The sequence below is a fragment of the Streptomyces sodiiphilus genome (assembly GCF_039529215.1).
Classification (GTDB): domain Bacteria; phylum Actinomycetota; class Actinomycetes; order Streptomycetales; family Streptomycetaceae; genus Streptomyces; species Streptomyces sodiiphilus.
In genome coordinates, this window is sequence record NZ_BAAAMJ010000072.1 from 21,275 (window position 1) to 44,467 (window position 23,193).

Consider the following 23,193-nt stretch of genomic DNA (forward strand, 5'->3'; position numbering starts at 1 on the left):
CGGGTCGCGGCCCCGCGGCTCGGTAGGATGGGCGGACCCGTCACCGGGGCCGGCGGTGTTCCGCGGCCTGCTGTGACCGAACCGCCTCTCACCATTGGAGCATCCGAGGATGGCCCGACACCTCATCACCAGTGCGCTGCCCTACATCAACGGGATCAAGCACCTGGGGAACATGGTCGGCTCGATGCTCCCGGCGGATGTCTACGCCCGGTATCTGCGCCTGCGCGGACACGAGGTGCTGTACATCTGTGCCACCGATGAGCACGGCACCCCTGCCGAGCTGGCCGCGAAGGACGCCGGGCTGCCGGTGGCGGAGTTCTGCGCCCGCCAGCACGACCTGCAGAAGGCCATCTACGACGGCTTCGGACTGCACTTCGACTACTTCGGGCGCACGTCCTCGGAGCAGACCGTCGAGATCACGCAGCACTTCGCCCGCCGGCTCCAGGCCGCCGGGTTCATCGAGGCCCGGCCCGTCCGCCAGGTCTTCTCCCTGGCCGACGACCGCTTCCTGCCCGACCGCTACATCACCGGGACCTGCCCGCACTGCGGGTACGAGGCCGCCCGCGGGGACCAGTGCGAGAACTGCACCCGGGTGCTGGACCCGACCGATCTCCTGCAGCCGCGCTCCGCGGTGAGCGGCAGCAGTGACCTGGAGGTCCGCGAGACCACCCACCTGTTCCTGCGCCAGTCCGAACTGGCCGGTGAGGTGGAGGCCTTCGTGGACGAGCACGGCAAGGACTGGCCGGTGCTGGCCTCCTCCATCGCCCGCAAGTGGCTCAGCGAGGGGCTGCACGACCGGGCCATCACCCGCGATCTGGAGTGGGGCGTGCCGGTCCCGGCGGACACCTGGCCCGAGCTGGCCTCCGAGGGCAAGGTCTTCTACGTCTGGTTCGACGCCCCCATCGGCTACATCGGCGCCACCAAGGAGTGGGCCGACGCCGCGCCGGAGGGCGAGGAGCGGGACTGGCGTTCGTGGTGGTACGAGGCGGACGACACCGTCCGCTACACGCAGTTCATGGCCAAGGACAACGTTCCCTTCCACACCGTGATGTTCCCCGCCACCCAGCTGGGGACGCGGGAACCGTGGAAGAAGGTCGACTACGTCAAGGCGTTCAGCTGGCTGCTGTACTACGGCGGGAAGTTCTCCACCTCGCAGAAGCGCGGCATCTTCACCGACGCGGCGCTGGAGCTGCTGCCGGCCGACTACTGGCGCTACTTCCTGATGGTGAGCGCACCGGAGTCGGACGACACCTCGTTCTCCTGGGAGCTGTTCGCCTCCGTGGTGAACAAGGACCTCGCCGACACCCTGGGCAACTTCGTGAACCGGGTGCTGACCTTCTCCCGCAAGCGGTTCGGTGAGGAGGTCCCGGCCGGGCACCCGGCCGGAGCCGCGGAGGAGAAGCTGGGTGAGGAGGTCGCCCGGCTGCTGGCCGAGTACCAGGAGCATCTGGAGGCGATGCAGTTCCGCAAGGCCGCCGCCGCGCTGCGGGCCCTGTGGAGCGCCGGCAACGTGTACCTGGAGGAGAAGGCCCCCTGGCTGGAGATCAAGTCCGACCCGGAGGCGGCCGCCCTGACGCTGCGGACGGCCATGAACCTGATCCACCTGTACTCGGTGGTCTCCGAGCCCTTCATTCCGGCGACGGCCCGGACCATGCGGTCCGCGTTCGCGCTGGGCTCCTCGGACGAGAGCCGCGCCTGGCTCACCCCTGAGCAGGCCCGCACGCTGGACACCGTCCCGGCCGGTACCGCCTTCACCGTGCCGCCGGTGCTGTTCGCCAAGCTCACCGAGGACGACCTGGCCGGGTTCCGGGAGCGGTTCGGCGCCGAGGAGGCCTGACGCACGTCCGGCGGGTCAGCCGGTCATGCGCAGCCCGTCCCCGGCCGCGCCACGGCTGAGGACCACGTCCCGGACGCGGTCCCGTGCCTGCTGCCGAGGCCGGTCGTCCGGCGTCTGCCGGAGCGCCTCGTTGAGGTTGATGACGCGCAGCGGTCCGTCACCGGGCGCGGTCGTGAGCTGGGGGACGAACTCGGCGTCGCGCACCTCCCACCGCCCGCCCGGGCTTCCGGGCGGCACGAAGGTGAACCGGGCCAGGGAGCTCACCTGGGCGGTGCCTGCGGAGGCGTCGTCCGCCAGCTGGCTGCCCAGGCCGTGGACGACCCAGATGCCGTGCACCTTCTCGTAGGCCTGCGGAACCCGCGGGTGGGTCCCCAGGATCAGGTCGATGTCGGGCAGGCCGCCGCTCCGGGAGCGGGCCAGTTCCGCGGCGAGAGCCCGCCGTCGGTCCTCGGGCAGGGCCCGGCCGTCGGCGGCGCCCCAGTGCAGGCTGACGACGACCACGTCGGCGCCGGCTCTCCGGGCGGCCCGGGCGTCCGCGACGATCCGTCCGGGATCGATCACGCTGATCGTCCAGGGTCTGTCCGCGCCCACCGGGTGACCGCCGGTGCTGCCGGTGTAGGCGAGGTGCACGACCCCGGCGCCGCCGGCCTCCAGGATCGCGGGGCGCTCGGCCTCCTCGGCCGAGCGGGCCGAGCCGGCGTGGCCGAGCCCGGCGTCGTCCATCGCGCCGAGGGTGCGGTGAGCTCCCTGTTCCCCGCCGTCGAGCATGTGGTCGGAGGCGGTGGAGCAGGCGTCGTATCCGGTGTCCGCCAGGGAGCGGGCGAGCTGGGGCGGGGCGAGGAACGACGGCGGTCCGGAGAACGGCCCGGCCGGGTCCCCGAACGGTACCCGCAGATGGCACAGCGCGAGGTCGGCGCTGGACACGACGGGTTTGACCCCGGCCAGGATGGCCCGGAAGTCGTATCCGTCGCCGCCGGCGTCCTGCCGTGCCTGGTCCAGTGCCCGGCTGCCGGGGGCGAGAGCTCCGGTGGCGACCAGGGTGAAGGGCCGGGGAGGACTCTCCGGCACGGCGGGGGCAGCCGCAGACAGGGGCAGGGCGATGTCGGGTGTGGGACGGGGCAGGTCCCCGCACGCGGTGACAACCGCGGCGAGGACCGCGGCGAGGACCGCGCGCCGGCCGGTTCGTACGCCCCCCTGATGCACCCCAGAAACGTTCGACATACCGGCTTGATATCAGACTAATAGGATATTAGGGACGCGTGACAGGCGGGGCGTCGCGGGGGTGACCCTAGTGGCCGGGACGCTCTCCGTCGATCAGGTGCCGCACCAACGCCATCAGTACCTGGGTGCCGGAGTCCCCCAGCCGGGCATCGCACGTCACCACCGGCACCAGCGGACCGAGGTCGAGAGCGGCCCGGATCTCCTCCGCCGGATACCGGTGCGAACCGTCGAACTCGTTGACGGCGATGACGAAGCCGAGGTCGCGACGCTCGAAGAAGTCCACCGCCGGGAAGCAGTGCTCCAGCCGACGGGTGTCGGCCAGTACCACCGCGCCCAGCGCTCCGCGGGACAGCTCGTCCCACATGAACCAGAACCGCTCCTGGCCCGGAGTCCCGAAGAGGTGGAGCACGTGCGCGGCACCCAGGGTGATTCGCCCGAAGTCCATCGCGACCGTGGTGGCGGCCTTGTGCTCCACCCCCCTCAGGCTGTCCGTCACCGCTCCCGCCCGGGTGAGCGTCTCCTCGGTGGACAGCGGCTCGATCTCGCTGACCGCCCCCACGAAGGTGGTCTTGCCCGCCCCGAATCCGCCGGCCACCAGGATCTTCGCCGCCACCGGGAAGGGACCGCCGCCCGCCGGTGCGAACGGCTCACAACCGGGTGCGCAGTCCATGCAGCACCGCCTCCAGCAGTTCCCTGTCGGTGGGATCGCCCGCGGCGGGCGACGGGCCGGCGGCGACGGCACCGCACTCCAGCAGGTCGGACAGCAACACCTTGGTCACTCCGACCGGCAGTCCGGCGAGGGCCGAGATCTCCGCCACCGACACCGGCGACGGACCGCACAGCTCCACCACCCGCGCGTGCTCCGGCCCCGGCCACCGGGTGCCGCCACGGCCGGTGGCGCAGACCTGCGTCACCAGATCCAGCTCGGCCTTCGGCCGGGTTCTTCCGTCGCAGACGGTGTACGGCCGGACCAGCCGCCCGGCCGCGTCGTCCAGCCACGGGTCCTGAGCGATTCCGGGCACCGGCTACCCCCCTGCCGGCTGCCGGGCCGGGACCGTCAGTGTCGGACGCACGCTCTTGACCAGCATGGCCATCTCGTAGCCCAGGACGGCCGCATCGGCGTCCCGGCCCGCCAGCACGGCCAGACAGGCCCCCTCCCCCGCCGCGCACACGCACAGCAGGGTCGTGTCCAGCTCGACCAGCACCTGCCGCACCTCCCCGCCGTCGCCGAAGCGGGCTCCCGCACTGCGCGCCAGCGAGTGCAGGCCACCGGCCAGCGCGGCCAGGTGGTCCGCGGCGTCGGGCTCCAGACCGTCCGCCGCCCGCACCAGACCGTCCGCGGACAGCAGCAGCGCACCGGTGGCATGCGGCACCCGCTGGACGAGCCCGCTCAGCAACCAGGCCGGGTCACCCGGGCGTTCGGTTGTTTCTTCGCTCACCACGTTCGTCAAGCTCCTAGCGGTCGTCACTGTTGTCGACAAGGTCCACGCCTCGCCGGAAAGCGGCCATGAGGCCGGGATCGTGCCCGGCCGGAGGGCCGGGAGCCGGGACGGGGGTACGGGCCGCCGGCGGCCGGCGCAGTTCCGGGGCCAGGTGCTCCTGCCGGCGCCGGCGCGGCAGCCCGGGCCGGGCGGACACACAGCCGCGTCCGCACTCCGGACCGCAGCGGGGCTCACAGCCGTTCCCGCCAGGCGAGGGAGCACCGGCCGGCTCCGGAGGCCCCGGGAGCACGGCCGGCTCCCGGGCGGCGGGCACCCCGGAGACAACGGCGGGGGCCGCGGCGGCGTGCTCGGTGTGCTCCCCCGGCCACCGGCCTCCGGCCTCCGGCAGCGGGACGACCTCCCGGTCCGGCACCGGAGCCGCGCCCATCGGAAGCGGAAGGCGTCGTCCCCCCGGCTCGCTCCCGCACCGCCCCTGGGCCCCCTCGTCCTCGCCGAGGAGTTCGGGGGGCAGCACCAGCACCGCCTGGATGCCACCGTAGATGTTGCCGCGCAGCCGCACCGTGATGGAGTGCCGACGGGCCAGCGTGGCCACCACGAACAGGCCCACCCGGCCGTCGGCCAGCAGCCCGGCCGTCTCCGTCCCCCCGGTGCCGGTCAGCACGCTGTTCATCCGCTCCTGGTCGGCGGCGGTCATGCCCAGACCGCGGTCCTCCACCTCGACCGCCAGCCCGGCGGTCACCTGCTGGGCCCGCAGGAGCACCTGGGTCTGCGGGGCCGAGAAGACCGTGGCGTTCTCGATCAGCTCGGCGAGCAGGTGGATGACGTCCGCGACGGCGTGGCCGCGCAGCGTGCCCTCGATCTGCGGCACCAGTTTCACCCGCTGGTAGTCCTCCACCTCGGCGAGCGCCGAGCGCAGCACCTCCGTCATCACCACCGGCCGGCTCCACTGGCGACGGGCCACCGCGCCGCCGAGCACCGCGATGTTCTCCGCGTGCCGCCTGATCCGGGTGGCGAGGTGATCGATGCGGAAGAGCCCTTCGAGCAGGGCCGGGTCCTCCACCTCGTGCTCCAGTTCGTCAAGGTGCTCCAGCTCCCGGTGCACCAGCGACTGCAGCCGGCGGGCCAGGGTGACGAACACCTCCACCTTCTCGTCGCTGCCACGGGCGCTGCCGCGCACCACCGCGGCGGCCCGGGCCACCGCGGTGGCGGCGGCGTGCCGGGTCAGGGCGATCTCCTGGCCCAGCCTGACTGTTCCGCTTCCGCTCCCGATCGCCCGGGGCGGCGGCGGACCCGCCGGGGCCGGAACCTCCTCGCCGTGCTCCACACGGCGCAGCAGATCGTGCACTTCGGCCCGCCCGCGCACCAGGTTCCGGCGCAGCTCGGTGTGGCGCGCGGCCAGCTCCCGCGCCTCGGCGACGGCCGCCCAGGCACCGCCCACGACGGCCAGGCAGGCCAGGACCAGCGCTCCGGCCAGGACCGGCCCGACACCCTGCCCGTCGGGCCAGGGGGGTGCCCCCTCCCGGGACCGCAGCAGGTAGGCGACGACGGCGGCCGCGAGGCCGGCGACCAGCGTGGCGGGCAGTACGGCCAGACGCAGCAGGCGGTGCCGCGTCCCCCGGGGCAGCGCTTCGGGCATCGGTGTCCTTGTTCTCGTCGGAGCGGGGCCCACCCGCCGCGACCGACTGCGGGTGTGCCGAGGACACGCTAGACGTCAAGAGGGGGGCGAACGGCCACAGTTCCGGCATTCGCCACCCCTCGCCAGCTCCGGACGAGTGAATTACTCGACCACACGTTTGAGCAGGTCAGGCAGGTGGACAACAAGCGGCCACCCGTTCGGTGCCGCGCGGCCGTCCGGCCGGTCCCGGACAGCCCGGACGGCCCACGGGCCGATGCCGTAGGGTCGGGTGGATTCCCCCGCCGGCGGTCCGGGCCGGCGGCGGCCGCGAAGGAGGGCCCGTGACACAGCAGCAGTCCGCCGAAACCGTTCTCACCGGGGTGCGGAACTTCCGGGATGTGGGCGGTCTGCCGACGACGGACGGCCTGCGGGTCCGGCAGGGGCGGCTGTACCGCAGCGGCCACCTGGCCCACGCCACCGACGCGGACCGCGACTTCCTGGCGGGCCTGGGGCTGCACACGGTCTTCGACTTCCGCAACGCGGCCGACCAGGCCCTGGAGGGGCCCGATGTCGAGCTGCCGGGAGTGCGGAACGTGAACATACCGCTCAGCGACCCCGCCGAGGGTGCCGACTTCTGGCGCATGGTGCGCAACGGCAGCCTGGACCAGCTGCGGGACGCCCTGCGCGACGGCCAGGCGGCCGGCCGGATGGCCGCCTCCTACCGGCAGCTGGTGCTCAGGCGCACCGCGGAGCACAGCCGGGTGCTGAGCGAGCTGGCGGACGGCAGCACGCCCACGCTGCTGCACTGCGCGGCCGGCAAGGACCGCGCCGGGCTCACCGTCGCGATCGCCCTGCTGGCCGTGGGCGTCGAGCGGGAGGCGATCTTCGCCGACTACCTGGAGTCGAACGCGACTCACCGGCGCTACAAGGTGCGGCGCGGCAAGAACGCCGAGGGAGGCCTCTCCCCGGAGGTGATGGAGCTGCTGGCGCCGCTGTTCGACGCGCGCGAGGAGTACCTCGGCGCCGCCTTCGACCAGATGGAGCAGACCTGGGGCGGCACCGAACGGTACCTGACCGAAGGACTCCGGTTCGGCCCCGCGGCCCGGGAGCGCCTGCGCGGGCAGCTCCTGGCCGGGGGCTGACCGGTCTCACTTCCGCCGGATCACCACGAACTCGGCGAGCGCGCCGAGCTGGTCCCGGACATGGCGGGGCAACAAGAGCCCGTCGAGCGCCGCCAGCGCCCGGTCGTGCCGGCGGCGGGCCTCGTCGGCCGTCCACTGCCGCCCGCCGGCCTCCTCGATCAGTGCCGCGCGGGTGGCGAACTCCGCCTCGTCGAAGTCGGCGAACTCCTCCTGGCTCTTCTTCGCATCGGCCATGAGCAGGGCGGTCAGCCGTCCGGAGGCCGGTCCCCCGGCCGCAAGCGCGGCGACGACCGGCAGGGACTTCTTGCGCTGGCGCAGATCGCTCCACGTCTGCTTGCCGGTGGTCCCCGGGTCCCCCCAGATGCCGAGCAGGTCGTCGACCGCCTGGAAGGCCAGGCCCAGATGGTGGCCGTACTCCTCGAGGGCATCCGCGGTCCGGTCGTCGGCCCCGCCGAGCACCGCTCCCACCGACACCGCGCCCGCGAGCAGCGCCCCGGTCTTGTTGCCGGCCATCTCCAGGCATTCCTCGACACCGACATGCTCACGGTGCTCGAAGGAGATGTCCTGTGCCTGGCCGTCGATGAGCTTGCGGGTCGCGGTGGTCAGCCGGCGGGCGGCACGGGCCGCGCGGTCGGTGCCCGCCTCCAGGATGATCTCCCCGGCGAGGGCGAACAGCGCGTCGCCGACCAGGATGGCCTGGGCGGGGCCGTGCACCTTCCAGACCGTGTCGCGGTGGCGGCGCTGCTCGTCGCCGTCCATCAAGTCGTCGTGCAGCAGCGAGAAGTTGTGCACCAGCTCCACGGCGACGGCTCCGGGCACACCGGCCTCGGGGCCACCGCCGGCCGCCTCGGCGGCGATCAGGGCCAGGGCCGGGCGGACCGCCTTGCCGCCGTCCCCGTCGGCGGGCCGGCCCTCCGCGTCGATCCAGCCGAAGTGGTAGGCGGCGATGTGCCGCATCTGCGGGACCAGCCGGTCCACGGCCGCCCGCAGCGCGGGCCCGGCCAGCGTCCTGCCGCGTTCCAGCAGAGCGGTCACCACCGCGGTGTCGGTTCTCGGTTCGCTCACGGTGCCGTCCTGTCCACGGTGTCGCCGGCGGCGCGCGCGTCCGTCATGACTGTCTCCTTGTGGTGGCCATCGGGTTGGTGCGTGGGGGGGGCGTCGGGTCTGCGGGAACGGAAGGTGTCATGCCGGTCGTGCGCCGTCGGCCGCCCGGGCGGCCGCCAGTCCGCTGCGGGCCGCACCCTCCATCGTCGCGGGCCAGCCGGTGGCGGTCCACGCACCGGCCAGGTAGAGCCCTCCGGCACCGGTGACGGGGCCCGGGCGCAGGCGCCCCACCCCGGGTGTGGGCGCGAAGGTCGCGGTGCGCTCACGGGTGACGAAGAAGTCCCGCACGGTGGCCTGCCGGGCAGCGGGCAGCAGCCGGTCCAGCTCCGGCAGGTAGCGCTTGCGCAGGACGCCGGCGGGCAGGTCGATCTCGTCCCGGGCGGCCGACTGGGAGACGGCCAGGTACTGGCTGCCGCCGGCTCCCGGCAGCCGGGAGAGCCCCGAGGGGCCGGTGCGGTCGAAGACCCACTGGACGGGGCTGCCCAGGGCCGCGAAGAACGCGGTGCGCAGCACCGGCCGGTCGTAGACGACGTGGATGTTGAGGATCGGCGCACTGCCGATCTTCAGCAGCCGGCCCGCGTCCGGCAGCGCCCCGGCAGGCATCAGGTGGTGCGCCGCGGACGGCGGCACGGCGAGGATCACCGCGTCCGCGCGGGTCTCGCCGCTCTCCCGGTGCCCCTCCGACAGCACCGCGCTCCACCCTCCGCCGGGACCGGGGCGCAGCCGGCGGGCCCTGGTCCGCAGCAGCGTGCGCACCCCTGCCCCCTCCAGGGCGGCGAGGGTCCGGGTGTGGTGCACCTCGCCCAGCGGCACGCGGGCGGCGCCGATGTCCGCCGCCCCCGCATCGGTCAGCAGGCCGGTACGGAAGACCATGGCGGCCAGCGCCAGGGAGACGTCGGCGGCCCGGGCGTTCAGGGTGGCCACCCCGACCAGGTCCCACAGCGCCTCGATGCCGCGGTCGCTCTGCCCGTGCCGGCGCAGCCAGCCGGCGAAGTCCTGCTCGTCCAGGGCGGGGTCGGCCGGGTCCAGGCGTCGCAGGGCGAAGGCGGCCCGGGCGGCGGCGGCCCGCTCGCCGGGCGACAGGTGCGGGTAGCGGGCGAGGGCGGGTGCCAGGTGCAGCGGGGCGGGCAGCGCGGTGCGGCGCAGCCGGCCCGGACGGGGCCTCGCACCGCCCGCCCCGGCGTCCAGCACCGGGACGTCCAGCCGCGGCTGCACCGGGGCCAGATGTCCGGCTTCGATGCGGTCCAGCAGCCGCCGGTAGGCGGTGCAGCAGCGCAGGTGGACGTGCTGGCCGTTGTCCACGGTGAGTTCGCCCGCGCTGCCGGTGCGCCGGAAGGAGAAGGCCAGGCCGCCCAGCCGGGGGCGCGCCTCGGCGAGGGTGACCTGCCATCCGCGGTCGGCCAGGTCCAGGGCGGCGGCGGCGCCCGCGATGCCGCCGCCCACGACCAGGGCGCTGCGCCGGGGCCCGCCGGCCGCCGCGGGGGTCACGGCGCGGCCGTCCGGGCGATGCGGCGGCCGTCGGTCCCGGACAGGCCGCGCAGCGCGACAAGTGCCTTCTGGCGGGCGGGCAGTGCGACTCTGCCGCGCAGTACGGCCGCCGGGTCCTCGGCGATCCGGTCCAGCAGGCGGCGGTAGATCCCGGCCATCGCGGCCACGCAGGCCGCCGAGCGGCGGTCCAGCAGCGGGAGCAGCCGGAAACCGGAGGCGAACAGTTCGCGGGCGCGCCGCACCTCGAAGCGGACCAGTCCGTCGAAGTCGGCCCCGTCCGGGGGCGTGCCGCCCTCGGCGAAGCCCTTCTCCCACCCGAACTTCCGCAGGTCTTCGGCCGGCAGGTAGCGGCGGCCCGCCGCTGCGTCCTCCCGGACGTCACGGAGGATGTTGGTCAGCTGGAGTGCCAGGCCGAGTGTGTCGGCGTACTCGGGGGCGCGTTCGGCGCCCTGGACGCCGGGGACCGTGCCGAAGACACCGAGGGAGAGCCGTCCGATGGCACCGGCCACGCAGCGGCAGTAGTCCCGCAGGTCGTCCCAGGTCTCGTACTGCCGTCCGCGCACGTCCATCAGCACGCCGTCGATGAGTTCGTCCAGTGCGCCCAGCGGGACGGGGAAGGCGCGGGAGGTGTGGGCGAGGGCGACGGCCACCGGGTCGGTGGAGTCCTCGGCCACTTCCCCGGCCCGTACCCGCTCCAGCACCTCGCGGGTGCGGGCGAGTCCGGCCTCCTTCTCGGCCGGTTCCAGGGCTCCGTCCCCGATGTCGTCCACGCGGCGGGAGAACGCGTAGAGCGCGGACATCGCGCGGCGCCGGCCGGCCGGCAGCAGTCGGATGCCCCAGGCGAAGTTGCGGGCCTGCTGTCCGGTGACGGTCTCGCAGTAGCGGTAGGCGGCGACAACCGCCGGGGACAGCGGTGGGGTGGTGGTCACGGTGCTGAGTTCACGCCCCTCGTCGCAGTGCGGAGCCGGCCTCGCGCAGCAGGCCGGTCCTGGTGGGCCCGGCCGCCACGGCCAGGACGTCGTAACGGGCACCGGCGATGGCCCGGGCCGTGGCCCGGCCGCCGCCGACGAAGCCGGCCAGCAGCACCCTGAGCCGTCCGCGGACACTGCCCACCAGGGGAGCGCCCTCGTCCAGCAGCGTACGTGCCCGTTCGGTGCGGAAGGCCACCAGGGCCCGGAGCGAGGCGCTCGCGGACGGGGCGGCCAGGTCCTCGGCGGTGACGTGGAAGCGGCGCATGTCGTCGGCGGGGAGGTAGATCCGGTCGCGGTCCCGGTAGTCCTCCGCGATGTCCTGGAGGTGCTCCAGGAGCTGCAGCGCGGTGCACACGGCGTCGGAGCGACGGACCCGCTCGGGGGTGGCCGTCCCGGTGACGGTCAGCACCATGCGCCCCACCGGGTTGGCGGACAGCTCGCAGTAGGACAGCAGCTGTTCCTCGTCGGCGTACCGGCTCACGCGCTGGTCCAGCCGGTTGGCCTCGATCAGGCCCCGGAACGGCCCGGGCTCCAGGCCGGTGCGCCGGACGGTGGGCACCAGGGCCCTCAGCAGCGGGTGCCGGGGCGGCTCGCCGCCGCCGAGGTGGCCGAAGACCCGGTCGAGGTCCTTCTCCAGGGCGTCCAGCAGCAGTGCGCGGTCCTCGCCGCCCTCTCCTCTCACGCCGAGCGCCGCGGCGTCGGCGCCGCCGGGGGCGAGGTCGCCGTCACCGATGTCGTCCACCAGCCTGGCGAAGCCGTAGACGGCCATCAGATCGGCACGCCAGGCGCGCGGCAGTATCCGGGGAGCCACCGGGAAGTTCTCGTGTGCGGCCTTGGCCAGCACGGCCTCGGTGGGCACCTCGTCGGGCGCTGTCACCACGGGTGCCCCACCGTCCCCATTGCTGTCATACCTTCATTTCTACAATGTGCGGCAAACGATGTTGTTCCGGACACGCCTGCCGTTCCGGCGGGTCCGGCGGACCGCCGCAGGCAGGCGGTGCTACTTCCCGGTCTCCTCCTCGTAGGCCTTGAGCACCTCTTCGGTCGGGCCGTCCATGACCAGTTCACCGCGCTCCAGCCACAGCACCCGGTCGCAGGTCTGCCGGATGGACTTGTTGTTGTGACTGACCAGGAAGACCGTCCCGGCCTCCGCGCGCATCTCGCGGATCCGCGCCTCCGAGCGCCGCTGGAACTTCTTGTCCCCGGTGGCCAGCGCCTCGTCGATCATCAGGACGTCGTGGTCCTTGGCCGCCGCGATGGAGAACCGCAGCCGTGCCTGCATGCCGGAGGAGTAGGTGCGCATCGGGAGACTGATGAAGTCGCCCTTGTCGTTGATCCCGGAGAAGTCGACGATTCCCTGGTAACGCGCGCGGATCTGCTCCTTGGTCATCCCCATGGCCAGGCCGCCGAGCACCACGTTGCGCTCACCGGTCAGGTCGTTCATCAGGGCCGCGTTCACCCCCAGCAGGGAGGGCTGACCGTCGGTGTAGACCTTGCCCCGCTCGGCGGGCAGCAGCCCGGCGATCGCCCGCAGCAGCGTCGACTTGCCCGAGCCGTTGGACCCGATCAGGCCGATCGCCTCACCGCGGTACGCCACGAAGGACACCCCGCGCACCGCGTGCACCTCCCGGATCCGGGTGGAGGGCTCCCGCCGGATGATCCGGCGCAGCGCCGCGGTGGCGTTGCCCTTGCCGCCCCGGCCGTGCACGCGGTAGACGATGTGCAGGTCGTCCGCGATGACGGTGGGGGTCCGTTCCTCCGCCTCCCCCGGGGACGGGGTCTCCGGTGTGTGCTCAGCCACGGCCATACCGCTCCTCCGCCTTCCAGAAGAACACGAATCCGCCGATGCCCAGCACCAGCGCCCAGCCCACGGCCATCAGCCAGAAGTTGCCGGACAGGCTCGCGTGGTGCGGGCCGTCGATCAGTGCGTAGCGCATCAGTTCCATGTAGACCGTCGCCGGGTTGGCCTCCATCACGTCGGCCACCCAGGCGGGCCATCCGGCCCGCTCCTCGACCATGTAGCGCAGCGGGAACATCACCCCGGAGGCGTACATCCAGGTGCGCAGGATGAACGGCATCAGCTGGGCGAGGTCCGGCGTTCCGGCGCCGAGCCGGGCGAAGACCAGGGCCAGTCCGGCGTTGAACAGCAGCTGCAGCAGCAGTGCCGGGATCACCAGCAGCCAGTTCCACGTCGGGTAGTGCCCGAAGGACACCAGGATGACCGCCAGCACGATCATGGAGTACAGCAGCTGCTGGAGCTGCTGGAGCGAGAAGGAGATCGGCAGCGACGCCCGGGGGAAGTGCAGCGCCCGCACCAGCCCCAGATTCCCCGAGACGGCCTTGACGCCCGACATCACCGAGGAGTGGGTGAAGGTGAAGACGAACACCCCGGTCACCAGGAAGGGAATGTACTCGGGCATCGCCATCCCGCCCCGGCCGCCGAGCAGCAGACCGAAGATCAGGAAGTAGACGAAGGCGTTCAGCAACGGCGTGAACACCTGCCACAGCTGGCCGAGTTTGGCCTGGCTGTACTGCGCGGTCAGCTTCGCGCGGGAGAAGGCGGCGATGAAGTGCCTGCGGCCCCACAGCTGCCGGACGTACTCCGGCAGGGACGGTCGCGCTCCGCTGACCGACAGCCCGTACCGGGCCGCGAGCTCGGCCGGGGACGGGCCTTCTGCGCGGGGGGGCGCACCGTCGTGCGTTGTCTCACTCACGTGGAAACTTTCGTCCTCACAGGGGCGGCGCGGCCGGCGCGGGCCTGTGCGGCCCCCTGAATGGTCACGGACCCGAGCTTGTCAGATCACCGGAGGCCGGCCCAGCCGGGTGAGCCTCCATACCGTACGCCAGCGCATCGGCCGACGGGGACCGCACGGCGTGCGCCAGCCCTCGGCGAAGCCGCCGAACCAGGCCTTCAGACCGGGCCACGGCGGCCGGCGCAGCAGCGTGAGCAGCAGCCACACCAGCAGATACACCGGGATCAGCGGCAGCGGCAGGTTCCGCCGGGCCAGCCACACCCGGTTCCGGGCGACCATCCGGTGGTAGACCGCGTGCCGGGAGGGCTCGGTCGTCGGATGGTGCAGCACGATGTCCGCCCGGTAGTCGATCTGCCAGCCCGCGTCCAGCGCGCGCCAGGCGAGATCGGTCTCCTCGTGCGCGTAGAAGAACGCGTCCGGCAACCCGCCGACCTGCTGGAAGACCTTCGTGCGCACCGCGCTGGCGCCGCCCAGGAATGTCGTCACCCGAGAGGAGCGCCGGGGGTCGGCGGCCCGCAGGCGGGGCACGTGGCGGCGCTGGGTCACCCCGGTGTCCGGGTCGGCGATCCGGAAGCTGACGATGCCCAGTTCCGGGTCGCCGGCGAACGCCTCCCGGATCAGGGCGGCCGCGCCGGGGTCGGGCAGCAGCCCGTCGTCGTCCAGGAACAGCAGCACGTCCACCTCGCCACCGCCGGGGCCGAAGGCCTCGATGCCGACGTTCCGCCCGCCGGGGATGCCGAGGTTCTCCGGCAGCTCGACGGTGCGCACCCCGGCCGGCAGGTCCGGCAGCCCGGCGCCGTTGCCGACCACGACGACCTGGACCGGGTCGCCCTCCTGGCGGGCGACGGAGTCCAGCAGCGCGTTCAGCTCCTTCGGCCGGGTGCCCATGGTGATGACGACCGCCCCCAGCTTCAGCGGCGTCTCCACGGCGGTCACCGCAGCCTGCTGGAGGCCAGCACGGACACCAGGTGCAGCACAGTCTGCAGCACGGCGACGGCCGCCAGCAGCGCCACCCCCAGCCGGGTGAAGAACAGCCCCCCCGCCACCTGGTCGAGGACCGCGACGAAAAGGATCAGCAAGGAAGCCTCGACACCGCCGACCAGCCGGTGGAACTTCAGCGCGGCGGCGGCCCGGCGGGCCAGGGCCAGCCCGGAGGAGCGCGGGACGACGGCGTCCTCGGTGACGGCCGGGAGCCCGCCGCGGGTGCGGGCGACGTCCACCAGGTCGGTCTCCGCCTTGATGAGGATGGCGCCCAGCGCCGCCACCGTGCCGAGGAAGGCCCACATCCAGTTCGCGCTCGCGCCCTCGGCCGCGAAGACGTCCGCGGCCCGCAGCCCGAAGCCGGTGAGCAGTGCCGCCTCGGCCAGGTAGTGGCCGATCCGGTCCAGGTAGACCCCGGTGATGGAGGTCTGGCCCCGCCAGCGGGCCACCTCCCCGTCCACGCAGTCCAGCAGCAGGTAGAGCTGGATGAGCAGCGCGGCGGCCAGTGCCCCGGTCAGGCCCGGCACCAGCAGCGCCGCACCGGCCAGGACGCCGGCGAGGATCATCAGGTACGTGAGCTGGTTGGGGGTGATCCGGGTGTTCACCAGGTGCCTGGTCCACCGCAGGGAGACCTCCCGCATGTACAGGCGCCCGGCCCAGTGCTCCCCGCTGCGGCGATCCTTGATCCCCTCCGGGTGAACGACCGGCCGGAGTTCAGCTACCGATGGTTTTGGCATAGTCCGCGTACGCGTCTCTGATCTCGTCGGTGGACAGGTCGAGGTGTTCGAGGATGGTGTAGCGGCCCGGGCGGGTCTGCGGGGCGAAGGCGACGGCCGCGGCGAACTCCTCGGCGCTGAAACCGATGTCACCGGGGAGGACGGGCAGCCCGTGCCGCCGCAGCACCTCGACGATCAGCGCGCTGCCCTCCGCCGCACCGCGCAGGTGCATGGCGAAGGCGGCGCCCAGCCCGACCTGCTCGCCGTGCAGCGCGGACCGCTTGGGGTACAGCAGGTCCAGCGCGTGCGAGATCTCGTGGCAGGCTCCCGAGGACGGCCGGGTGTGGCCGGCGATCGTCATGGCGATGCCGGAGAGCACCAGCCCTTCGGACAGCACGGTGAGGAAGGCGTCGTCGCGGCAGGTGCCCGGGTGGCGCAGCACCGCCTCGCCGGCCTGCCGGGCCATGGCGGCCGCCAGACCGTCTATCTGCTCCCCGGTCTCCCGGTGGGACAGCTCCCAGTCCGCCACCGCCGACAGATTGGACACCGCGTCGCCGATCCCGGCCCGGACGAACCGCACCGGGGCGTCCCGGATCACGTCGAGGTCGACCACCAGGGCGATGGGCGTGGGCACCCCGTAGGAGCCGCGGCCCGCGTCGTTGTCGAGAATGGACACCGGCGAGCAGATGCCGTCGTGCGACAGGTTGGTGGCCACCGCGACCATGGGCAGGCCGATGCGCGCCGAGGCGTACTTGGCTGCGTCGATGATCTTCCCGCCACCGAGGCCCACCAGCGCGTCGTAGTGCCCGGACTTCATGGCGTCGGCCAGCTTGACGGCGTCGTCGATCGTGCCGCCGCCGACCCCGTACCAGTCCGCGCCCGGCAGGGCGGGGGCGAGCCGCTCGCGCAGCGCCGCCCCCGAGCCGTTGCTGATGGCGATGGCCAGCCGTCCGCCGGGGGAGATCCGCTGGTCCGCCAGCAGGCCCGCCAGGTTGTCCAGCGCCCCGGCTGCGATGTCGACCGAGACCGGGGACGGAATGAGGCGGGTCAGTACCGGCACGCGATCTCCCTGCCCTTGGCGAGGTCCTCGTGGTTGTCGATCTCGACCCACTCCAGCTCGCCGATCGGCGCGATGTCCAGGGTGTGGCCACGGTCGACCATCTCCTGGTAGCCGTCCTCGTAGTAGAGGTCGGGGTCCCGCTCGAAGGTGGTGCGCAGCGCGTCGGCGAGGTCCTCGGCGGCCTCGGGCTCAATCAGGGTGACGCCGATGTACTCGCCGGTGGCCTCGGCCGGGTCCATCAGCTTGGTGATCCGGCGGACACCGCTGCCGGGCTCGGTGACGACCTTCATCTCCTCGTCGGCGAGCTTCTTGACGGTGTCCAGCGCCAGGATGATCTTCTTGCCCTCGCCGCGGGCGGCCAGCAGGGTCCGTTCGACGGAGACCGGGTGGACCGTGTCGCCGTTGGCCAGGATGACTCCCTGCTTGAGCACGTCACGGGCGCACCACAGGGAGTAGGCGTTGTTCCACTCCTCGGCCTTGTCGTTGTCGATCAGGGTGAGCGTGACACCGTAGGCGCGCTCCAGCTGCTCCTTGCGCTCGTACACGGCTTCCTTGCGGTAGCCCACGACCACGGCGACCTCGGTGAGGCCCACCTCGGCGAAGTTGGCCAGAGTGAGGTCGAGGACCGTCTTGTCGCCGTCCACCGGCACCAGTGCCTTGGGCAGGGTGTCGGTGTAGGGGCGCAGACGCCGTCCGGCGCCGGCCGCCAGCACGAGGCCGATCATTGTGGTTCTCCTGTTTCGTCGTGTACGGCAGGTGCCTGGGAGGACACCCAGAAGCGGATGCTCTCGGTCAGCACGAGAAGTGCCAGGGCCCCGGTGAGGACCCACAGCGCGAGGGTGAAGCCCTGCCCGGTCGCCCACAGGGCGGCTGCGGCCGTGACCACCAGAGTGCGTCCCTCGTGTCCGCCGGCGGCCAGGACCAGCCGGCGCGGAGGCGCCCCGGAGCCGCCGCGGAGGCGGTACACCGTGTCGTAGTGATGGTATGCGCTGGCGGCCACCAGCCCGAACGCGGCCGGCAGCGCACCGGGGGCGCCGCTGTGAAGCGCCAGGCCGAGCACGGTGAGGTACTCCCCGGCCCGGAACAGCGGCGGCAGCAGCCAGTCCACCGGGCCGGTCAGCGGTGCGGCGGCGGCCCGGCCCGCGCACAGCGCGTACACCGCGGCCGCGGCCACCGCCGCCCAGCCGCCGGCCCCGCCGGGCAGCAGGAAGACACAGCCCAGCAGCACGGTGGTCCCCGCCAGCGCCCACAGCGGGGCCCCGGCCGCGCCACGCCGCCGGGCCGCCGGGCGGGCCGCCAGTGCGGCGAGCGGCCCGTTGTCCGCGAGACCGGCCAGCGCCCTGGCGGACCGCTCGGTGCGCGGCGGACGGCGCACCGAGCGCAGCAGCCGGCCCGCGGTGGTGTAGCAGGCGGCGAAGCCCCCGGCCACGAGCAGCACGACGAGGGTGACGCGGGGGGTGGTCAGGGCGGTCAGGACGGCGATCAGTGCCCAGCGCTCCCCGATCGGCAGCACGATCATGCGGCGCAGCCAGACGGTCCAGCCGACCGCGTCCAGGCGCCCGGACAGCGCCGCGGCGCGGCTGGTGCCGGAGCCCGGGGAGTCCTGGTCGGCCTCGGTGAAGGAGAAGTCGACGATGTGCCGGCAGGTCTGCAGCACCATCGCGGCCAGGGCCAGGGCCCAGACGTCGTCCCCTCCGCGTGCCGCGCCGAGCGCCAGGCCCGCGTAGAAGGCGTACTCCTTGGCCCGGTCGAAGGTGGCGTCCAGCCAGGCGCCGAGCGTGGAGTAGCGCAGTGCGTAGCGGGCGAGCTGGCCGTCGGCGCAGTCGAGGACGAAGGAGAACAGCAGGAGCAGCCCGGCGGCGGCGAACCCGGCCCGGGTGCCGGTGGCGGCGCAGCCGGCGGCCAGCAGGGCGGTGAGCAGGGACGCGGTGGTGACCTGGTTGGGGGTCAGGCCGCGGCGGGCGCACCAGCGGGCGAGGTAGCGGGAGTAGGGGCTGACGAAGTGGGTGGTGAAGAAGCCGTCCCGGGACTTGACGGCGCTGCGCAGCCGCACGTCCTCGTCGTCGACGGCTGCGACCGCCGTCTCGGCCTCGGCGCGGGCCGCCGGGGTGGCCGGCACGGCGGCCACCAGGGCGCCCAGCTCGGGCCGGTGGACGGGGGTGCCGTCGGCCTCCAGCCGGGCGGCGAGCCGGTCGGGCAGGCTGTCGGCGGGCGTCCCGGCCTCCGGGCCTGCCGCCAGCAGCCGGGCGAGCTCCTCGCGGGCCTGCGGCTGCACGGTCAGGGCGCCGGGCACGGCGGCGGCCGGAAAGCGGGGGTCGGTCAGGCCGAGGCGCAGGGCGTGCAGGTGCCCGGTGAAGCGCGGGTCGACGACCGCGATCCGCAGGCCGGGCGGCACCGCGCCCAGCTCCGTGGCCAGTGCCCCCGGGTCCCCGGGCGTCCGGACCGTGAAGCCCAGGGTGCGCAGGTCGTCCTCCAGCGGCGAGCCGGGGACGGGCCGGCCGGTCAGAATGGCGGTCGACAGGGGAACTCATCTCCTTGGCGGGGGGCCTCGGGCACGAGGGCAGAGATTATCCGATCACCACGGCCCGGTATTCACCGCGCATTCACCGGGCGGGGGTTGCCGTGTGGCCACAGCATGGTCGATCTCGGCGCCCGGTGGCAACGCGGGGTGCGGCTAGGCTGCGGGCATGACATGGCTGATCACCGGCGGTGCCGGATACATCGGCGCCCATGTGGTGCGCTCCATGACCGCGGCCGGGGAGGACGTGGTCGTGCTCGACGACTTCTCCAGCGGCCGGGCGGGACGGCTGCCGGACACCGTCCCGGTGGAGCGCGGCTCGGTGCTGGACCGGGAGACGGTGAACCGGGTGCTGGCCGCGCACCGGGTGACCGGGGTGGTGCACGTCGCGGCGAAGAAGCGGGTCGAGGAGTCGGTGGACCGGCCGCTGCTGTACTACCGGGAGAACCTCCACGGCCTGACGGTCCTGCTGGAGGCGGTGACCGCCGCCGGGGTGGACCGGTTCGTCCTGTCGTCCTCCGCCGCGGTCTACGGCATGCCGGACACCGAGCTGGTCACCGAGGAGACGCCGTGCAGGCCCCTGAACCCGTACGGCGAGACCAAGCTGGCCGGCGAGTGGCTGGTGCGGGCCGCGGGCCGGGCGCACGGGCTGCGCTCGGTGTGCCTGCGGTACTTCAACGTGGCCGGGGCCGCGCATCCGGATCTCGCGGACACCGGAGTGTCCAACGTGATCCCGATGTTCTTCGACCGGCTCGGCCAGGGCCTGGCTCCGCGGATCTTCGGTGACGACTACCCGACGCCGGACGGCACCTGCGTGCGGGACTACGTGCACGTCGAGGATGTCGCCGAGGCCCACCTGGCCGCCGCCCGGCTGCTCGGCGGGCAGGACTCCCCCGGCGATCTGACGGTCAACATCGGCACCGGCCGGGGGGCCTCGGTCCGGGAGCTGGCCGGCCTGGTCGCCGAGATCACCGGGCACCGGGACGTGCTTCCCGAGGTGACCGGGCGCCGCGCCGGCGACCCGGCGCGGGTGGTCGCCTCTGTCGGGCTGGCGGCCGCGCGGCTCGGATTCACCGCGAGCCGGGATCTGCGCGACATGGTTTCCTCCGCCTGGCGGGGATGGACCGCAAGCGTTCCCGGAGGTCAGGAAAGCGCAGGTCAGAGCACATGACAACGGTGTTCAGTGCCGCGTTGCCGGATACCCCCTCCCCGTAGTTCACTGTGAGGGCCGCCGGGTACCGGCGGTGGCCACACGTGGGCCGGCGGACAGCGGAGGGGCGACGGACATGGGCGCGGGACACCAGCACGGCGGGCCTCCGCCCGGCCCTCGGGGAACGGCCGGTGCGGCCTACCGGGGGCGGCTGCGCGTCGCCCTGGCGATCGCCGTCCTGCTGCTGGCGGCGGAGATCACCGGGGCGGCGCTGACCGGTTCGCTGGCACTGCTCGCGGACGCCGGGCACGTGGCCACCGACGTGCTGGGGATCGGCCTGGCGCTGCTGGCCATCCACGTCGCCAACCGACCCGGGGTCCACGAGCGCCGGACCTTCGGCTTCGCCCGGCTGGAGATCCTCGCGGCCCTGCTGAACTGTGTGCTGCTGCTCGGGGTGGGCGGCTACATCCTCATCGAGGCGATCGACCGGCTGCGCAACCCGACGGAGGTCCCCGGCGGGCTGACGATCGCGTTCGGCCTGCTGGGCCTGGTACTCAACGGCATCTCCCTGTCGCTGCTCATGCGAGGCCAGCGCGAGAGCCTGAACGTGCGCGGGGCCTTCCTGGAGGTGCTGGCCGACGCGCTGGGCTCGCTGGCGGTGGTCGCCGCCGCCCTGGTGATCATCCTCACCGGCTGGCCGTACGCCGACCCGATCGCCTCGCTGGCCATCGCCGCGATGATCGTGCCGAGGACCGTGAAGCTGGCCCGCGAGGCGATCGACGTGCTGCTGGAGGCGGCCCCCCGGAACGTGGATCTCTCCGAGGTGCGCGCCCACATACGCGGTGTGGAGGGGGTGGAGGATCTGCACGATCTGCATGTGTGGACGATCACTTCCGGCATGCCGGTGCTCTCCGTCCATGTGGTGGTCAGCCGGGACGTCCTGGACTCGGTGGGACATGAGCGGATACTGCACGACCTGCAACAGTGCCTGGGCGAACACTTCGACGTCGAGCACTGCACCTTCCAGCTCGAACCGCACGGTCACGCGGCACATGAACCGGGGTTGTGCCACTGACGGTGAGCCGGCTGCGGCACACTGGTGACAGCAACCGCACCCACATTCGACGAAAGGTCACCATGCCCTCCAGCCCAGCCGTCTCCGCAGAGCCGATCATGCTCGAACTCGTGGACGAGGGCGGAAGGACGACCGGCACCGCCGAGAAGCTCTCCGCGCACCTGGCGCCCGGACAGCTGCACCGCGCCTTCTCCGTCTTCCTCTTCGACCGGGAGGGCAGACTCCTCCTGCAGCGCCGGGCACAGGGCAAGTACCACTCCCCCGGGGTGTGGTCGAACACCTGCTGCGGCCACCCCTACCCGGGCGAGCCTCCGTTCCTGGCCGCCACCCGGCGCACCGTCGAGGAACTCGGCGCCGCACCGGCGCTGCTGCGGGAGGCGGGAACCGTGAGCTACCACCACCCGGACCCGGACTCCGGTCTGGTGGAGCGGGAGTACAACCATCTGTTCGCCGGGGTGCTGGACGCTCCGCTGCTGCCCGACCCGGAGGAGGTCGGGGAGACGGCCTTCGTGACGCCGGCGGAGCTGGCCGAGCGGCACGCCTCCGCGCCGTTCTCCGCGTGGTTCATGACCGTTCTGGACGCCGCCCGGCCCGGCATCCGTGAGGTCACGGGCCCCGGCGCCGGCTGGTGACCGGGCAGAGTCACACGCAGATCCAGGCGCACACGGCCGGTAACAGCCCGGTGGAGAGGATCGTCATCGGCGAGGTGACGGCGACACCGGCCAGCGAGTAGACGACGGAGGCCGGCACGGAGCGACAGCACCGCTCACGCGACAGCAGGTGCTCGCGGCGCAGCGGCAGCGCCCCGTGGCCGGCCGAGAGGGCATCGGGCACGGAACCGGCCGGTACGGTGCGCTCCAGGGCCCTGAGGAGGGAGTGTCTGCAGGAGTGACGGCGCGCCGAGCAATCGGCACGCATCTCGACCAGTTGCCCCAAGCGTTGCGCGCAGCGGGCCAGGGCCCTCCGCCCGGGCAGCGCCGTCCGCGCGGCCTCCCCCAGCTGCACGAAGAGGTGGTGCCGCTGGCGGAGATGAGCTCGCTCATGGGCGAGGACCGCGCCCAGCTCAGCGGGCCCGAGGCGGTCCACGAGCGCCTGCGAGACAACGGCGTGGCCGCCGCCTGGCCCCGGCAGGCTGTAGGCCACGGCCTCGTTGCTGGGCAGGACGATCACGTCGTGTTCGGGGTGCGGGAGCCCGAACATCCCCAGCAGGGAGCGGTGCCGGTCACGCCGGATCCGGGCCCGGCGACCGGCCCTCATGTACAGCACGGCGACATGCGCCACCGCGTACGTCGCCCCGGCGATCGCCGCGATGTCCAGGGGCAGGAGCGCAATGCTGTGCCGCCCGCCGAGCAACGGATCAGTGAGGAAGCCGAAAACGCCCAGCAGCAGGGCGGCAAGGGCTCCGAGCACTCCGGCGCCCCAGAGCGCCAGTGCCGCGCACGGCACCCGGTAGGGCCAGCGGGTCGGCACCACCGACAAGGACACCGCGCCCAGCAGCACTGTCGCGAACAGCACCTGACACAGCCCGTCCATACATCCCCCGTAACGGTTGTGATCTCACACCGTGGCACCCCGCGGCGGAGTATTCGGTTCCGGCCCGGTCCCGCGGGGGCCGGACCCGCGCCCCGTCAGCCGGGGGACCGGCGGCCGCGCTCCTCGATGGACTCCGCTATCACGGCCCGGGCCTCCGGCGTGATCCGGTCGACGAAGCGCAGCAGAGCGGTGTGGTCGTCCCCCGCGACACCGAGCGCATCGCTCATGAGCTCGGCGAACAGTTCCTCCCGCGTGGTCACAGCGGAGAACCTGTGGGCCCTGGACTGGGCGTCCTGCTCCACGAATCCCTTGCGCGCCAGGCGCTGAAGCGTGGTCATGACCGTGGTGTAGGCGAGCCCGCGCTCCGCCAACAGCGCCTGGTGCACCTCTCGAACGGTCTGAGGTCCACCGGCCTGCCAGAGGCAGTCCAGTATCGCCCGTTCCAGGTCTCCCAGTCGTGCCATGCCGAGCATCATAGGCGATCCGCCCAGACTTGACTACCGGCGTAGTACTACTGCAATAGTGGATCTGCTCACGGGGGGCTTCGCCGACAGCGGCGCGTACCCCTGCCCACATGTCCAGGCGAT

23 protein-coding genes are annotated in these 23,193 nt (G+C 73.2%); 5 read left to right on the top strand and 18 right to left on the bottom strand.

Translation table 11 applies throughout. The features are described 5' to 3' along the window. The first annotated feature begins 109 nt into the window (after positions 1-109). On the top strand, positions 110-1,837 hold the full coding sequence (metG, locus tag ABD299_RS22985; RefSeq protein ID WP_344266044.1) for a methionine--tRNA ligase: 1,728 nt from the start codon (positions 110-112) through the stop codon (positions 1,835-1,837). A 15-nt stretch (positions 1,838-1,852) separates the two neighbouring features. Here the strand turns inward: metG and ABD299_RS22990 are convergent, their stop codons facing one another. From ABD299_RS22990 to ABD299_RS23010, 5 genes are all read right to left on the bottom strand, one after another. Then, entirely contained in the window at positions 1,853-3,058 is a 1,206-nt protein-coding gene (locus ABD299_RS22990; protein WP_344266047.1) for a CapA family protein, read from the bottom strand. A gap of 67 nt (positions 3,059-3,125) precedes the next feature. Continuing rightward, positions 3,126-3,728, bottom strand: a complete 603-nt coding sequence (locus ABD299_RS22995) for a GTP-binding protein (protein WP_344266050.1) — start codon at positions 3,726-3,728, stop codon at positions 3,126-3,128. Beyond that, positions 3,706-4,080, bottom strand: a complete 375-nt coding sequence (locus tag ABD299_RS23000) for a DUF742 domain-containing protein (RefSeq protein ID WP_344266053.1) — start codon at positions 4,078-4,080, stop codon at positions 3,706-3,708. The genes ABD299_RS22995 and ABD299_RS23000 overlap by 23 nt, the downstream gene beginning before the upstream one ends. Positions 4,081-4,083: 3 nt before the next feature. Then, positions 4,084-4,497: a roadblock/LC7 domain-containing protein gene (locus ABD299_RS23005; protein WP_344266056.1), complete on the bottom strand. Its 414-nt coding sequence runs from the start codon at positions 4,495-4,497 to the stop codon at positions 4,084-4,086. Positions 4,498-4,513: 16 nt separating this feature from the next. Then, positions 4,514-6,136 (bottom strand): sensor histidine kinase, encoded by a 1,623-nt coding sequence (locus ABD299_RS23010; protein WP_344266059.1) that lies wholly within the window; start codon positions 6,134-6,136, stop codon positions 4,514-4,516. A gap of 320 nt (positions 6,137-6,456) precedes the next feature. Here ABD299_RS23010 and ABD299_RS23015 point away from each other — a divergent pair, with 320 nt between their 5' ends. Next, the gene (locus tag ABD299_RS23015; RefSeq protein WP_344266061.1) at positions 6,457-7,257 is read left to right on the top strand and encodes a tyrosine-protein phosphatase; all 801 of its coding nucleotides are present in this window, start codon (positions 6,457-6,459) and stop codon (positions 7,255-7,257) included. Positions 7,258-7,263: 6 nt separating this feature from the next. On the opposite strand, the gene ABD299_RS23020 is transcribed toward ABD299_RS23015, so the two are convergent. From ABD299_RS23020 to ABD299_RS23070, 11 genes are all read right to left on the bottom strand, one after another. Continuing rightward, on the bottom strand, positions 7,264-8,322 hold the full coding sequence (locus ABD299_RS23020) for a polyprenyl synthetase family protein (protein ID WP_344266064.1): 1,059 nt from the start codon (positions 8,320-8,322) through the stop codon (positions 7,264-7,266). A 117-nt stretch (positions 8,323-8,439) separates the two neighbouring features. Continuing rightward, entirely contained in the window at positions 8,440-9,849 is a 1,410-nt protein-coding gene (gene hpnE / locus ABD299_RS23025; RefSeq protein ID WP_344266067.1) for a hydroxysqualene dehydroxylase HpnE, read from the bottom strand. After that, a complete protein-coding gene (hpnD, locus tag ABD299_RS23030) occupies positions 9,846-10,778 on the bottom strand; it encodes a presqualene diphosphate synthase HpnD (RefSeq protein ID WP_344266070.1) in 933 nt (310 codons plus the stop codon). Before hpnD ends, hpnE begins: the two co-directional genes overlap by 4 nt. 10 nt (positions 10,779-10,788) lie before the next feature. Then, positions 10,789-11,700 carry a squalene synthase HpnC gene (gene hpnC / locus ABD299_RS23035; protein WP_344266073.1) on the bottom strand — a complete coding sequence of 304 codons (912 nt, stop codon included), beginning with the start codon at positions 11,698-11,700 and terminating at the stop codon, positions 10,789-10,791. Positions 11,701-11,820: 120 nt separating this feature from the next. After that, on the bottom strand, positions 11,821-12,627 hold the full coding sequence (locus tag ABD299_RS23040) for an ABC transporter ATP-binding protein (protein ID WP_344266076.1): 807 nt from the start codon (positions 12,625-12,627) through the stop codon (positions 11,821-11,823). Further along, the gene (locus tag ABD299_RS23045; protein WP_344266079.1) at positions 12,614-13,534 is read right to left on the bottom strand and encodes an ABC transporter permease; all 921 of its coding nucleotides are present in this window, start codon (positions 13,532-13,534) and stop codon (positions 12,614-12,616) included. Before ABD299_RS23045 ends, ABD299_RS23040 begins: the two co-directional genes overlap by 14 nt. A gap of 81 nt (positions 13,535-13,615) precedes the next feature. Then, positions 13,616-14,488 carry a glycosyltransferase family 2 protein gene (locus tag ABD299_RS23050; RefSeq protein ID WP_344266184.1) on the bottom strand — a complete coding sequence of 291 codons (873 nt, stop codon included), beginning with the start codon at positions 14,486-14,488 and terminating at the stop codon, positions 13,616-13,618. A 17-nt stretch (positions 14,489-14,505) separates the two neighbouring features. Next, on the bottom strand, positions 14,506-15,291 hold the full coding sequence (locus tag ABD299_RS23055; protein ID WP_344266081.1) for a CDP-alcohol phosphatidyltransferase family protein: 786 nt from the start codon (positions 15,289-15,291) through the stop codon (positions 14,506-14,508). Further along, positions 15,269-16,330, bottom strand: coding sequence for an iron-containing alcohol dehydrogenase family protein (locus ABD299_RS23060; RefSeq protein WP_344266084.1), 1,062 nt, complete (start codon positions 16,328-16,330; stop codon positions 15,269-15,271). The genes ABD299_RS23055 and ABD299_RS23060 overlap by 23 nt, the downstream gene beginning before the upstream one ends. Continuing rightward, positions 16,318-17,055, bottom strand: a complete 738-nt coding sequence (locus ABD299_RS23065; RefSeq protein WP_344266086.1) for a phosphocholine cytidylyltransferase family protein — start codon at positions 17,053-17,055, stop codon at positions 16,318-16,320. The genes ABD299_RS23060 and ABD299_RS23065 overlap by 13 nt, the downstream gene beginning before the upstream one ends. Beyond that, the gene (locus ABD299_RS23070; RefSeq protein ID WP_344266187.1) at positions 17,052-18,851 is read right to left on the bottom strand and encodes a DUF5941 domain-containing protein; all 1,800 of its coding nucleotides are present in this window, start codon (positions 18,849-18,851) and stop codon (positions 17,052-17,054) included. Before ABD299_RS23070 ends, ABD299_RS23065 begins: the two co-directional genes overlap by 4 nt. Positions 18,852-19,017: 166 nt before the next feature. Between ABD299_RS23070 and galE the strand changes: the two genes are divergently transcribed. The 3 genes from galE (at position 19,018) to idi (ending at position 21,705) form a co-directional block, all read left to right on the top strand. Next, positions 19,018-20,019 carry a UDP-glucose 4-epimerase GalE gene (gene galE, locus ABD299_RS23075; protein ID WP_344266088.1) on the top strand — a complete coding sequence of 334 codons (1,002 nt, stop codon included), beginning with the start codon at positions 19,018-19,020 and terminating at the stop codon, positions 20,017-20,019. Positions 20,020-20,134: 115 nt separating this feature from the next. Further along, a complete protein-coding gene (locus tag ABD299_RS23080) occupies positions 20,135-21,073 on the top strand; it encodes a cation diffusion facilitator family transporter (protein ID WP_344266091.1) in 939 nt (312 codons plus the stop codon). A gap of 62 nt (positions 21,074-21,135) precedes the next feature. Continuing rightward, a complete protein-coding gene (gene idi, locus ABD299_RS23085; RefSeq protein WP_344266094.1) occupies positions 21,136-21,705 on the top strand; it encodes an isopentenyl-diphosphate Delta-isomerase in 570 nt (189 codons plus the stop codon). Positions 21,706-21,715: 10 nt separating this feature from the next. On the opposite strand, the gene ABD299_RS23090 is transcribed toward idi, so the two are convergent. Together ABD299_RS23090 and ABD299_RS23095 are read right to left on the bottom strand one after the other, a co-directional pair. After that, positions 21,716-22,606: a M56 family metallopeptidase gene (locus ABD299_RS23090; RefSeq protein WP_344266096.1), complete on the bottom strand. Its 891-nt coding sequence runs from the start codon at positions 22,604-22,606 to the stop codon at positions 21,716-21,718. Between the two features lie 95 nt (positions 22,607-22,701). Continuing rightward, positions 22,702-23,070 carry a BlaI/MecI/CopY family transcriptional regulator gene (locus tag ABD299_RS23095; RefSeq protein ID WP_344266098.1) on the bottom strand — a complete coding sequence of 123 codons (369 nt, stop codon included), beginning with the start codon at positions 23,068-23,070 and terminating at the stop codon, positions 22,702-22,704. Positions 23,071-23,193: the final 123 nt, after the last annotated feature.